Raw genomic sequence first — 12,250 nt, forward strand, 5'->3', positions numbered from 1 at the left:
CAGCCGCCGGTCAGCGCGGCCGGTGGGCGACGGCGGCGAACATCGTCACCGACAGGTGGCAGGCACCCTGCTCGGCGGCGGCGGTGAGGCCGGCGTGCAGGCGGTCGCGCTGCTCCTCGGTGACCAGGCCCCGCCCGACGGCCGCCGCGCCGAGCGCGCGGACGATCGGCCAGGCGACGGCGTGCGGGTCCTGCAGGAGGACGTCGGCGCCGAGCTCGTCGACGCTCAGGCCGGCCGCGCTCAGCCAGCCGGCCAGGCGGCGTCCGGCGTCCGGGGTGGCGGCGGTGGCCCGGGTGACGGCGGCCAGCGCCGGGCGGACCTCCGGGTCGGCCGGGTGGAGCACGAAGGTGGACCAGTCGGTGTCCAGCAGGGCGACCCGGCCGCCGGGGCGCAGGACCCGCGCGATCTCGGCGACGGCCCGCGCCGGGTCGGTCAGGTGCTGGAGGACGCGCTCGCACCAGACCACGTCCCGGTCGGCGTCGGGCAGCGGCAGCGCGAGCGCGTCGCCGTCGAGGAACCGGGCCGGGGAGGCGTCGACGGCGGCCCGCTGCAGGGCGACGGCGCGCAGGCCGGGGTTGGGTTCGACGCCGGTCGCCTCGCCGCCCGGGGCGACGGCCGCCGCGAGCAGCCGGGTCTCCGAGCCGGTGCCCGAACCGACGTCCAGCGCCCGCTCACCGGGGCGCGCGCCCAGCCGCGCGTGCGCCCACTCCCGCAGTCTCCGCACACCGGGGTTGGCGGCCTGGACGTCCAGCGCGGCGACCATCCGGTCCGTGACCGCGGGGTCGGTGTTGGCCGCGTGGAAGGCCGAGGTGGGGCGCGGGTCGGTCATGGCCCCCACTGTAGGCAGCCACCCGGGCCCGCCGCCCGCTGCGCCGCGGTGAGTCGGTGAGCCGCCGTGAGTCGGTGAGCCAGGGCATCCATGGTGGCCGGTGGCCAGGAGTGGGCCGGGGCTCCTGTCGTTGACGGCGGTTGACTGCCCGTCGCCGGAACGTCGCCGGAACGTCGGCGGAGCCGTCCGGACCGCGTGACTGCGTAACTCACCGATTTCCTTGCGTCATTTGACGGATCCGCAGGTCCGGACCAAGCCGCCAGGATCGTCACCGGCCGCCCGCCACCGCGCGGGACGGCCGCACCGACGACCAGGAAAGCAGGCGAAGATGAAAGACCTCCTGACACGCGGCCGCGCCGCCACGCAGGCGGACACCGCGTCCGGGACGACCCGCGCCACCCGGGTCCGTCGCCGGGTCGCCACGCTCGTCGGCGCCGGCGCCCTGGCCCTCACCCTGCCCGGGCCGGTCGCCCAGGCGGACTCGCTGCCGAACCTGCCGCAGCGGGCCGGCGGCTACGAGGCGTCCTTCTCGCCCGCCTACGACTACGACACCGACGGCTGCTACGCGGTCGCCGCCATCGCCCCGGACGGCACCCTCAACCCGGGTCTGAAGCTGGGCGGCGACGTCAACGGGAACTGCCGCGACAAGTCCGACCTGGACCGTTCGCAGACCTACGCCCGTTCCAAGTGCAACAACGGCTGGTGCGCCATCGTGTACGCCAGTTACTTCGAGAAGGACCAGACGCAGAACGGCGGCGCGGGCGGCCACCGCCACGACTTCGAGCACGTCGTCTCGTGGGTCAACCAGTCGTCCAACCAGGTCGAGTTCCTGACCGTCACCCAGCACAACAGCCAGCACACCTACCCGCGTTCGTCGGTGCGCTTCGACGGCAGCCACCCGAAGGTCGTCTACCACAAGGAGGGCGGCACGGGCGGCCCGGGCAGCCACCTCTTCCGGCTCGCCAACGGCAACGACGAGCCGCCGGAGAACCACTACCACAACTGGCGCCAGCCCCCCATCGTCGACTGGAACGGCTGGCCCAGCACCTGGCTGCGTGACCGCCTCAACAACGCGGACTTCGGATCGGCGACCATCAAGACCACCGACAAGGACGACCGCTTCCGCAACCTGCTCAACGCCTCGAAGCCCGGCGGCATCCCGTTCAACCCCTGGGCCTGACGCCGCGGCCGCCCCGCGCACGTCCCGACGCGGGCCCGGTGACCCCCGTGCACCGGGCCCGCACCGTCCGTCCCCGGGTTCGTCCCCGGGCCCGGGGACGGGGGCGGGATCCGGGCGGGCCGGTCCGCGTTCGAGTGCCTTTCCAGCAGCCCCCGCGACCCTTGTGTCCGGGCACCCGCCAGGAGGATAGTTAGCTAGTAGCAACTAACTATTCCAGGCGTTCCAGGAAACCTCACCCGGGCGGAGTGGTGGCATGCCGGCGGTCCCGCAGGAACACCCGCGCCACGAGCGGGAGAACCCGAGCCACGAGCAGGAGGACCCGCGCTACAAGTGGGTCGCGCTGTCGAACACCACCCTCGGCACGCTGGTCGCGACCATCAACAGCTCGATCGTGCTGATCTCGCTGCCCGCGATCTTCAACGGCATCGGCCTCGACCCGCTGCAGCCCGGCAACGTCAGCTACCTGCTCTGGATGCTGATGGGCTACCTCCTGGTCACCGCCGTGCTGGTGGTCACCCTCGGACGGCTCGGGGACATCCACGGCCGGGTGCGGATCTACAACGCCGGCTTCCTGCTCTTCACCCTCACCTCCGTCGCCCTCTCCCTCGACCCCGTCTCCGGCGGGGGCGGCGCGCTCTGGCTGATCCTGTGGCGGGTCGCCCAGGCCGTCGGCGGATCGATGCTGATGGCCAACTCGGCGGCGATCATCACCGACGCCTTCCCCGCCCGCCAGCGCGGCATGGCCCTGGGCGTCAACGTCGTCGCGGCCATCGCCGGATCCTTCATCGGCCTGGTGCTCGGCGGCGTCCTCGCCGAGTGGAACTGGCGCTCGATCTTCTGGGTCAACGTCCCGATCGGCCTGCTGGGCACCGCCTGGGCCTACCGCTCGCTGCGCGACACCGGCGTGCGCCGCCCGGCCCGCATCGACTGGTGGGGCAACCTCACCTTCGCCGTCGGCCTGACCGCCCTGCTCGCCGCCATCACCTACGGCATCCAGCCCTACGGCGGCCGCACCATGGGCTGGACCAACCCGTGGGTGCTGGCCGGCCTGATCGGCGGCACCGCCGTCCTCGCCCTCTTCTGCCTGGTCGAACTCCGCGCCCCCGAACCGATGTTCCCGCTGCGCCTGTTCCGCGACCGCGCCTTCACCGGCGGCAACGCGGCCACCCTGTTCGGCTCCGTCGCCCGCGGCGGCCTGCAGTTCATGCTGATCATCTGGCTGCAGGGGATCTGGCTGCCGCTGCACGGCTACCAGTACGAGGACACCCCGCTGTGGGCGGGCATCTACATGATCCCGCTGACCATCGGCTTCCTGATCGCCGGCCCGCTCGCCGGCCACCTCTCCGACAAGCACGGCGCCCGGCTGTACGCGGCCGCCGGCCTGGCGGTCATGGCCCTGTCCTTCGGCGGCCTGCTGCTCCTGCCCACCGACTTCGGCTACGGCTGGTTCGCCCTGCTGATCCTCCTCAACGGCCTGGGCGGCGGCCTGTTCGCCGCCCCGAACACCGCGCTGATCATGTCCAGCGTCCCGGCCGACGCCCGCGGCGCCGCCTCCGGCATGCGCGCCACCTTCCAGAACGCCGGGATGGTGCTGTCGATCGGCGTGTTCTTCTCGCTGATGGTCGCCGGCCTGTCCAGCTCGCTGCCCCACGGACTGGACACCGGCCTCACCGCGCAGGGCGTCCCGGCCCCCGCCGCGCACACGATCGCCGCCCTGCCCCCGGTCGGCACCCTGTTCGCGGCCTTCCTCGGCTGCAACCCGGTCCGCGAACTCCTCGGCCCCGACCTGCTCGGCCACCTCCCGGCGGCCAACGCCCAGACCCTCACCGGGCGCCAGTTCTTCCCCCAACTGATCGCCGGCCCCTTCCACGACGGCCTGGTGGTGGTGTTCTGGTTCGCCATCGCGCTCTCCCTCGCCGGAGCCGCCGCCTCCCTGATCCGCGCCCGTCCCGCCGAGGCCGCCCCGCCGGCCGGTACGGTGAAGCAAACGCCCGCCCCGGCGCGGACCGGCACCGACCCGCGCACCTGAGGAGGACCACCGGCCCATGGCGACCACCACGACCCCGCCCGGGGCCGAACACCCGCTACCGGCCGACGACCTCGCCCGGCTGCGCCTGGCCGTCTCCCGGCTGCACCGGCACATGGTCCAGGCCTCCGGCCGGCGCGACCTCACCTTCGCCCAGCTCTCGGCCCTCGCCAGGATCGAGGCCCACGGCCCGATCCGGCTGGTCGACCTCGCCGCCCGCGAGCAGGTGTCCGCGCCCTCCCTGATCCGCACCCTTGCCCCGCTGCACGCCGACGCCCTGCTCACCAAGGAGGCCGACCCGCAGGACCGGCGCTCCGCCCTGATCCGGATCACCGACGACGGCCGCGCCACGCTGGCCCAGATCCGCGCCGAACGCAATCAGGTCCTCGCCGAACGCACCGCGCTGCTCACCGCCGACCAGCGCGCGGCGCTGCTCGCGGCCCTGCCCGTCCTCGAACTCCTCGCCGAGGACCCGCAGTCCTGACCGTCCGGCCCGCCAGACCGCCCGTCAGGCCACCCGCCCGGATGCCTGGTAAAGCGTCCGCCCGGTCAGCCCGTCCGGCGCAGGTGGCGGCTCAACAGCCCGGACAAGGGCGGAACGGGCGTGTTCGCCGCCCACGGGGTCGCCATGACCGACGCGCAGAAGGCCAAGTACTGCGGAGGAAACCCTCCCGGCCTCGTGCCCGTCCCCGACAGCGAGGCCCCTTCCTCCTGGTCGGCCGCAAGCGCTGCGACTGCCCGGTCGCGTCAGTGGCCGCGGCGGTGGACGACCAGGCCCGGTAACAGGAGCCCCTCCCCGCGGCACCCGCCGAGGTGTCAACACCCGCCCCATGGTCTCGGGCCCGGCGTTCCTGCGCCGTGCCCGAGGCCATGGGGCGGGTGTGTTCCCCGGGCCGGCAGGGCCCGGGGGCGGCCCCGCCGGGAACTCCTCTCCCCGTGCGTGCGCGCCGGGTGAACGTCAAGTCCACTACTCGGCAAGGCAATTCCTTCATCAACCTTCCCGCTGCTCCTCTTGCCCGGCTCATGACAGTCGGTAATCCTGACTGCCACCCCACCACGGCCGCCCCCACGGCCCGACTCGGCGTGTGAGCCGCCGGCCCGCCCCCCACGAAGGAGCCAGCATGCGCACGTTCCTGATACGCGTCGTCACCCTCGCGGCAGCAGCCACCACCCTCGCGGCTCCCGCCGCGCCGACCACCGCGGCGGCCGCCCGGGCGATGTCCTTCCGCCCCCTGCAGTACAACACCAACGGCTACAACTGGGGCGGCTACGCCGCCACGGGCAGCGGTTTCACCTCGGTCTCGGCGACCTGGACCGAGCCGCACGCGACCTGCAACTCCACCAACGACCTCTACGCGCCCTGGGTCGGCATCGACGGGTACGGCTCCTCCACCGTCGAGCAGACCGGGGTGGCCACCGACTGCTCCAGCGGCAGCCCCGTCAACCAGGCCTGGTACGAGATGTACCCGGCGAGCCCGGTCTACCTGAGCCTCAGCTCGTACCCGGTGTCGGCCGGCGACGTCATCACCGCCTCCGTCACCTACGCCGGCAGCAGCAAGTACACCCTCAAGCTGACCGACTCCTCGCGGGGCTGGACCTACAGCACGACCAAGTCCCTGTCCGCGCAGCGGACCAGCGCCGAGGTCATCATCGAGTCGCCGACCGGCTCGTACCCCAAGTTCGGGACCCTCGCGTTCACCTCGGCCACCGTCAACGGCAAGTCCCTCGGCTCCTTCGGCCCGGTCGCCCTCGACCCCAGCTCCAACGGCACCTACGAGGCCCGCACCAGCGCGCTCGGCTCCGGCGGCACCAGCTTCACCGACACCTACCTCCACCAGTGACCGTACCGGCGCCCGGGCGGCCCGCTTCCCGCACACGGGGGGCGGGCCGCCTGCCGTCCCCCGGCCAGAACGGCGGATCGGGCGGGACCGGGCGGGCAGAGCCCGGTCAGGGGTAGCGCAGGTTCTGGTACGAGCAGACGGAGTTGACGCCGCTGCCGACGATCGTCCAGCCGGCCGGCACGGGGTAGCCGTAGACCCGGCCTCCGGGCATCGTGCAGCCCACGTCGGCGGTGACCGTCGCACCGTGGGGCGCGCCGCCGAGGTAGGCGACCTGGGAGGTCCGGGCGTCGATGGACACCGCGACCAGCACCCAGCCCGCGGGCACGGTGGTGTTGGCCAGCACGGCGACCCTGGCCAGGTAGGGCGCACCGCCGAGGAACTCGATGGTCTTCAGCCCGGTCGCCTGGTTCTGGGCGACGGCCGCCCAGCCGGCCGGCACCGGCGCGTACAGGCCGATGGTGGTCTGGGTGCCGAACGGGGGGTCGGCGGCGAGGGCCGAGGGGGAGGCGGAGGCCGCTGCCGTCGGCCACAGCAGGGCGGCCAGCGTGACCACAGCGGAGGCCAGGGCGGGGATGCGGGCGGGGGTTCTTCGGACGGAGGTGCCGGAGCGACGCACGGGAACTCCTCGGGCGTACGGGGGCGTTAGGGGCACTGCCTGCGGGGCGGGTCCTGTCCGCCCCGGGCCACGCTCCACCCCGGCGTGACCGGGCGTCAACGCCGCCCGGCCCGGGGCCGGAGGCACGGCGCGCACGATTGCGCCCGGGCGGGAGCGGGGCGCGCACGAGCCCGCCCTGGGCGGGCAAGGGGCGCGGGGACGGGCCGGGGCCGGGCTCGCCCCGGCCGGGCGCCTGCACGAGCTCGTCACGGCCCGATCAGACCCCGCCGGAACCGAACGGGACGGATACCGGCTCCGCACACTGCCGGAACGCCGCCTGCAGCTCCTCCGAGGTGAGGGTCGCCGCCAGGCCGGCGCGCCGTTTGGCCTCGACCGCCCGGCCCACGGCGTGCTCGCGCCACCGCAGTACGTCGTGCGAGTGGGCCATGCAGCGGGCCGCCTCATCGGTCTCGAAGCCGGTCCTGTCCCCGGCAGGGGCCCCTGCGGCTTCCTGCGGCATGGGGCCCTCCTCCTGGTTCCGGCTCCGCGCGCTCACCCAGGCTGCGATCACCGTGTTCGCCGGGGCGGAGACGATCGGGTGGAAGACCGGGCAGGCTCCCGCGTCCTTCCTGCCGGATCGGTCGGCGCGTCCGCCGACAACCGGTGTGAAGCCCCCCCGGACGCTGCCCCGAGCCCCGCTCCGCCGCGAGCCGGGCCTTCCCACCTGCACGCCGCCGGTCGGCGCAGCGCGTTCCGCCCGGGGCGTGGACGGAGGGGCTCCGGGGAACCGGGCGGATGCAGGGACGGCACGAGCGTTCACACAATGACGCCACGGCGCCGCAGCCGTACCCTCCCGACATCGACGGGGATCACGAGGGTCTGCACTGGGACGACTGCGGTTGGGAGCCCCCTCCTGGACCCGCAGCGTGGAGAGGTTGGTCGGGACCGTGGCCGGCGCCGCGCGGGAGACCGTCCGCCGACTGCGCAGTCCTCTCCGCCTGCGGTTTCCCGCCGGTCAGGCCCGGGGCGGACGTCGACGTGCGGGCCCCGGGGTCATGGCCGGGTTGCTCTGCGGGAGGCCCGGCGGCGGGTCAGGAAAGTGCCGATCAGCATGCCGACGAGGATCGTGACGGTCAGAACGACCCAGAGTGGCAGGGTGACGTCGGCGACCCACAGGGTGATGGTCACGGAGGCGGTGTTGACCGCGATGAACCAGACGGCCAGGACGGCGATGACGCCCATGGCGATGGTGCGCAGTCGTACCTCGCGGCCCTTGACCGTGAGACGCGACGGCTCGTGGTGCGTGCGGGCGTTCTGCGCCATGGCTTCAGTATCCTGCGATCGGCTCGATTCGTCCCCACGAGGTGTCGGCGGACGGGCCCGGGGCCCGTCCGTCCGGCTCACCGCTGCCGCCGGTCATGCGGGGACCGCGTCCTCGGGCGAGGAGGGCTTCGAGCAGGCCGGTGAGGTGGGTGTCGAGGCCGAGGGCGCCGGTCGCGACGGCGGCCAGAGCGACCGTCCGCGGTGGCGCCGGGCGGTCCGGGAGACGGCTCCGCACACTGTCTGAACGCAGCCTGCAGCTCCTCCAGGGTGAGGGTCGCCGCCAGGCCGGCTCGCCGTTCGACGAGTCCGGGGAACTCGAACGGTTCGCACGATGGTGCCGCGCGAGCGGGGCCTTCTCTTGTGCACGATCTAGATCAACAACAGTCGTAGCGTGCCGTTCAGACGACGTACTCGCAGACAGGTGACCTCAACGTGAATCTCAGGGGGCGCGGACGAGCCACCACCGCCGAACGGCCAGTCGAAGCCCTCGGGGTCGGGTGGCCCGGTCAAGGGCCGAGCGCTCGACGCGTTGTTGTCGGGCACGACAGCTGCTGTCCTTCCACACCCCGGTCGGCGGGGCCGTCGCCAGCGGCGAGGTGCCGCTGGCCCGCCGCACCGCCGAGCTGCTCGATGCGACGATCCGTCGCCGACAGACCGGGCTCGTCTCGGCCCGGGACGCGCAGACGGCTGAGCAGGCGGCGTGGGCGTGTGCCGTCACGTCACGCCGGCTTGGTGGCCCTGCACCAGGTGCACCGGTACCCGTCGTACCGTTTGCCGGAGTCCACGCCGAGGTCCTCGTTGATGAACTCCAGGGGGCCCCAGCTGTGGCGCAGTTCGGTCTCGCGGCCGCGGCACCTGCGGCACCGTCTGAACCAGAGGCAGTGCTCCGCCTCGGGGGTCCCCCTGGCACCCAGGACGATCCCGTAGAGCGTGAAGCTGCCGTCGTACCGCTCCCAGTAGCCCCAGTCGTGCCCGTTGCAGAAGGCCTTGTTGAACGCGTTGCCGAGCGGCATGGAAGTCCCTTTCCCCAGGGGGAACTCGAGGAGCGAGGCACCCGCGGTATCCCCGCGGGAGGAGATCGACAAGCCCGCGGGGCGCTGCCGGTGGTGCCTGCGCAGCGCCTCGGCGGGCTCGTCGCGGTCCTCGGCCCCGCCCTCCCCCGCCGTCCGCTATCCGAGCTCGAGCATCGCCCCGGTGACCTCGCCGACCGCCGCGGCGGGGAGCGCGGTGGCGGCCTCGTCGAGGACGAGCAGCCGGGCCCCGGGGATCTCGCGCGCCAGCGCCTCGCCGTTGCCGACGGGGAAGAACCGGTCGCGGCGCCCGTGGACGACGAGGGTCGGCACCCCGACGCCGGGCAGGCGCTCGCGCCAGCGGGGCGTGCAGTCCAGCCGGGAGAACACCACGCCCAGCTGGTTGGCCAGCTGGACCGGGGGAGCGGTGCCGGGCGTGCGGTCCCAGACGCGTGCGGCGACGGCCCGGGCGGCGGCGGGGTCGTCGCCGAGGACCTGCGCGCCGGCGGCGGCGAACTCCGCCACCGCCGCGCGGTCGGCCCAGTCGGGCGCCGGGCGCGCGAACAGCCGGCCCATCGCCTCCCCGTCGTCGTCGGGCGGGCCCGGGGCGACCGGGCGGGTGCCGACCAGGGTGAGCGCGCGGAACGCGCCCGGGTGGTCGAGCACGGCCACCTGGGCGACCATCCCGCCGACGCCGATCCCCCCGAGGTGCGCGGGCGCCCCGCCGAGCGCGCCGGCCAGGGCCGCGGCGTCGGCGGCCAGGTCGCGCAGGGTGTAGGCGGGTGCCTGAGGGTCCGCCGTCGTGGACTCCCCGCTGTCCCGCAGGTCGTAGCGCACCACCCGGCGCCCGCCGGCGGCCAGGCGCTCACAGAGCGCGTCGGGCCAGGAGAGCATCGTCGGCCCGCCCGCGAGCAGGACGAGCGGCGCGTCGTGGTCACCGAAGGACTCGACGCCCAGGGCGGTCCCGTCGACGTCGACGGTGGTCATCGTGGTCATCGCGATCACCTGCCCTCGTCGGACCCGAGACCGCGGTCGGGCAGGCTCATGTCGCCCGTCCCGGGCGTGCCGTCGGCGAGCCCGTAGCGCAGGTACACGGTGCCCTGCGGGCCGGCCACCGGCGGTTCGAGGAGCGTGACGTTCGTGGGCACCGCGCCCCCGTCGAACACCTTCTTCCCGACGCCGAGCACGATCGGGTGCACCCAGAGGTCGAGGCGGTCGAAGAGCTTCTCCCGCAGCAGGGACTGCACCAGGTCCAGGCTCCCGACGACCTTCACGTTCTCGTGCCGCTCCCGGATCTCCCGCACCGCGGCGGCCAGGTCCGGGCCGAGCTGCACGGACCCGGCCCACGGCAGCTCGGGCGTGCCGCGGGAGGCCACGTACTTCGGGACGCGGTTGAAGAGCTCGGCGATCTCGCCGTCCTTCTGGTGCGGCCAGTAGGAGGCGAAGATGTCGTACGTCCGCCGGCCGAGCAGGAGGGCGTCGGTGCCCTCGTACGCGGCGAGGATCTGCGCCCCGGTGGTCTCGTTCAGCAGGGGTGCCTGCCAGCCGCCGAACGGGAACCCCGCCGGGTCCTCGTCCGGCCCGCCGGGCGCCTGCCCGACGAGGTCGAGGGTCGCGAACATTTCGATCTGGATGAGGCCCATGTCTGTACTCCCGGTGCGTCGGTCTACCCCGTCGAGATGTAGACCTGCCGGAGCCGGAAAACTCATCGCCGCGCCGCGGACCGGTTCCCGAAGTGTGCCGCGACCCGGTCTCCGGGGGCGTCGGGCCCCACCCTTGTAGCCCCGCGCAGGCGCTCCTACCCGCGCGCGGCGGGCTCCAGCACGAAGACGGGGATCTCCCGGTCGGTCTTCTGCTGGTACTCGGCGTACGGCGGGTACGCGGCGACCGCGCGCTCCCACCACTCGGCCTTCTCCTGCCCGGTGACCTCCCGGGCCGTCATGTCCTGGCGCACGGGCCCGTCCTGGAGCTCCACGTGCGGGTCGGACGTGACGTTGAAGTACCAGAGCGGGTGGTGCGGGGAGCCGCCCTTCGAGGCCACGGCCGCGTACCGGCCCTCGTGCTCCACGCGCATCACCGGGGTCTTGCGGATCCTGCCGCTCCTCGCGCCGCGCGTGGTGAGGATGACGACGGGCAGGCCCGTGTCCCGGAGCGTCAGCCCCTGCGTGCCGCCCGAACCCTCGTACAGCTCGACCTGCTCGCGCACCCACTGCGCCGGACTCGGCTCGTACTCGCCTTCGAGAGGCATCGCATCACCCCGTCGTCACGTCATGAAGTGCGGTGTCCCGCCGTGGCCGGGTGGCCTGCACGGTGCCTCCGACCAGCGCGAACGCGGATCGTCGAGGCCCGTGCCCCCCACTCCTGCCGCAGGCACCTCCCAGCTGGGGGAGCATATCGGCCGCCCCCGGGCGCGGAGCGCTCCCGCACGGCCCCGCGCGTGTCCGGGCCCCGCGCGTGGCCGGGCGCGGCCGGGGACCGGGGCGCCGGGCGGCCCGGGTCAGCTCCGCCAGAAGCAGAGCACCACGGCGCCCGCCATGACCAGCGCGGTCAGCAGCGGCGCCCCCATCCGGCCGTGCGGCCCGGACGTGACGGCGAGCATCGAGACGACCGGCACCGTGAAGCCCAGACCCACCATCAGCACGAGCACCACACCCGTCGGTGCGCCGGCGACCGTCGCCCCGAACACCACCGTGAACATCAACACCAGCCACAGCGACGCGGTCACCAGCAGCCAGGCCGCCCGCGCGGTCCACCGGGCCGTCCGGTCGTCGGCGTAGAAGTCGGCGCGGGTCGTCGTCCAGAACCTCAGCAGGGGCCGGTCACGCCGGGCGGAGATCAGCATGGCGCCAGTCTGGCGTGCCCCGGGCCGTCACGGCACCCCCCGGGCCGCCGGATCTCCCGGCCCCCGCCCGAGTAGCATGTGGCGCCACGGCCGAAGGGGGCGCGACCATGGGGGACGACGCGACGCAGTCCGCGGGCTTCGGGTGCGCGGCGTGCTGCGCCGAGGACGCCGAGGTGGCGCGGGCGCACCACCGGAGCCACACCGGGGTCCGGGTCGAGACGATGATCCGGGACGACTCGCACTTCATCGTCTCCGTCCAGCGCTGCGCCCTCTGTTCGCAGGCCTTCGTGAGCGTCTTCACCGAGTACGTCGACTGGGCCGCCTCACAGGACGCGCAGTACCGCACGGTGCTGCCGATCACCGACGCCGAGGCGGACGACCTGGCGGCGGGGCGGTTGGGCCCGCACCGGGTCGGGGCCCTCGGCCACGGCCGCCGCCACCTGCAGAGCGACTGGCCGAGCGAGGCCGACGAGCCCTCCGTGTACTGGGACAGCGGCGTCTTCGAGGTCCGCGAGGGGTACTGACCCGGACGGGCCCCTGCCGCCCCCGGGCCCCGTGCCGGCCCTGTCGGTCGTGGACAGTACGGTTGCGGCGAGCACCATCG

14 protein-coding genes are annotated in these 12,250 nt (G+C 74.0%); 5 read left to right on the forward strand and 9 right to left on the reverse strand.

All coding sequences use genetic code 11. The annotated features are described in order from the left end of the window. Positions 1 to 10 precede the first annotated feature (10 nt). A complete protein-coding gene (locus ACIA8Q_RS12405; protein ID WP_396317121.1) occupies positions 11 to 829 on the reverse strand; it encodes a methyltransferase domain-containing protein in 819 nt (272 codons plus the stop codon). Between the two features lie 328 nt (positions 830 to 1,157). On the opposite strand from ACIA8Q_RS12405, the gene ACIA8Q_RS12410 reads away from it, so the two are divergent. The 4 genes from ACIA8Q_RS12410 (at position 1,158) to ACIA8Q_RS12425 (ending at position 5,876) form a co-directional block, all read left to right on the forward strand. Beyond that, on the forward strand, positions 1,158 to 2,009 hold the full coding sequence (locus ACIA8Q_RS12410) for an NPP1 family protein (protein WP_396317122.1): 852 nt from the start codon (positions 1,158 to 1,160) through the stop codon (positions 2,007 to 2,009). A gap of 253 nt (positions 2,010 to 2,262) precedes the next feature. Next, entirely contained in the window at positions 2,263 to 4,038 is a 1,776-nt protein-coding gene (locus ACIA8Q_RS12415) for an MFS transporter (protein ID WP_396317123.1), read from the forward strand. Between the two features lie 16 nt (positions 4,039 to 4,054). Then, on the forward strand, positions 4,055 to 4,519 hold the full coding sequence (locus ACIA8Q_RS12420) for a MarR family transcriptional regulator (RefSeq protein WP_360222022.1): 465 nt from the start codon (positions 4,055 to 4,057) through the stop codon (positions 4,517 to 4,519). Between the two features lie 637 nt (positions 4,520 to 5,156). Then, positions 5,157 to 5,876 carry a G1 family glutamic endopeptidase gene (locus tag ACIA8Q_RS12425; RefSeq protein ID WP_360222019.1) on the forward strand — a complete coding sequence of 240 codons (720 nt, stop codon included), beginning with the start codon at positions 5,157 to 5,159 and terminating at the stop codon, positions 5,874 to 5,876. A 106-nt stretch (positions 5,877 to 5,982) separates the two neighbouring features. On the opposite strand, the gene ACIA8Q_RS12430 is transcribed toward ACIA8Q_RS12425, so the two are convergent. From ACIA8Q_RS12430 to ACIA8Q_RS12465, 8 genes are all read right to left on the reverse strand, one after another. Beyond that, positions 5,983 to 6,492, reverse strand: a complete 510-nt coding sequence (locus tag ACIA8Q_RS12430) for a hypothetical protein (RefSeq protein WP_360222016.1) — start codon at positions 6,490 to 6,492, stop codon at positions 5,983 to 5,985. A gap of 256 nt (positions 6,493 to 6,748) precedes the next feature. Then, positions 6,749 to 6,991: a hypothetical protein gene (locus ACIA8Q_RS12435; RefSeq protein ID WP_360222013.1), complete on the reverse strand. Its 243-nt coding sequence runs from the start codon at positions 6,989 to 6,991 to the stop codon at positions 6,749 to 6,751. Positions 6,992 to 7,524: 533 nt separating this feature from the next. Further along, entirely contained in the window at positions 7,525 to 7,794 is a 270-nt protein-coding gene (locus ACIA8Q_RS12440) for a LapA family protein (RefSeq protein ID WP_360222010.1), read from the reverse strand. Positions 7,795 to 8,513: 719 nt separating this feature from the next. Next, entirely contained in the window at positions 8,514 to 8,807 is a 294-nt protein-coding gene (locus ACIA8Q_RS12445) for a hypothetical protein (RefSeq protein ID WP_360222007.1), read from the reverse strand. Between the two features lie 156 nt (positions 8,808 to 8,963). Next, positions 8,964 to 9,791, reverse strand: coding sequence for an alpha/beta fold hydrolase (locus ACIA8Q_RS12450; protein WP_396317174.1), 828 nt, complete (start codon positions 9,789 to 9,791; stop codon positions 8,964 to 8,966). 14 nt (positions 9,792 to 9,805) lie between these two features. Continuing rightward, positions 9,806 to 10,447 (reverse strand): dihydrofolate reductase family protein, encoded by a 642-nt coding sequence (locus tag ACIA8Q_RS12455; RefSeq protein ID WP_360222004.1) that lies wholly within the window; start codon positions 10,445 to 10,447, stop codon positions 9,806 to 9,808. Positions 10,448 to 10,602: 155 nt separating this feature from the next. Continuing rightward, complete coding sequence (locus ACIA8Q_RS12460; RefSeq protein ID WP_396317124.1) at positions 10,603 to 11,052, reverse strand: nitroreductase family deazaflavin-dependent oxidoreductase; 450 nt, start codon at positions 11,050 to 11,052, stop codon at positions 10,603 to 10,605. Between the two features lie 249 nt (positions 11,053 to 11,301). After that, complete coding sequence (locus ACIA8Q_RS12465) at positions 11,302 to 11,646, reverse strand: hypothetical protein (protein ID WP_396317125.1); 345 nt, start codon at positions 11,644 to 11,646, stop codon at positions 11,302 to 11,304. Between the two features lie 107 nt (positions 11,647 to 11,753). Here ACIA8Q_RS12465 and ACIA8Q_RS12470 point away from each other — a divergent pair, with 107 nt between their 5' ends. Beyond that, entirely contained in the window at positions 11,754 to 12,170 is a 417-nt protein-coding gene (locus tag ACIA8Q_RS12470) for a hypothetical protein (RefSeq protein WP_396317126.1), read from the forward strand. Positions 12,171 to 12,250: the final 80 nt, after the last annotated feature.

Origin of the sequence: Kitasatospora sp. NPDC051705 (genome assembly GCF_044453265.1) — a bacterium.
In the GTDB taxonomy this organism is placed as follows: Bacteria; Actinomycetota; Actinomycetes; order Streptomycetales; family Streptomycetaceae; genus Kitasatospora.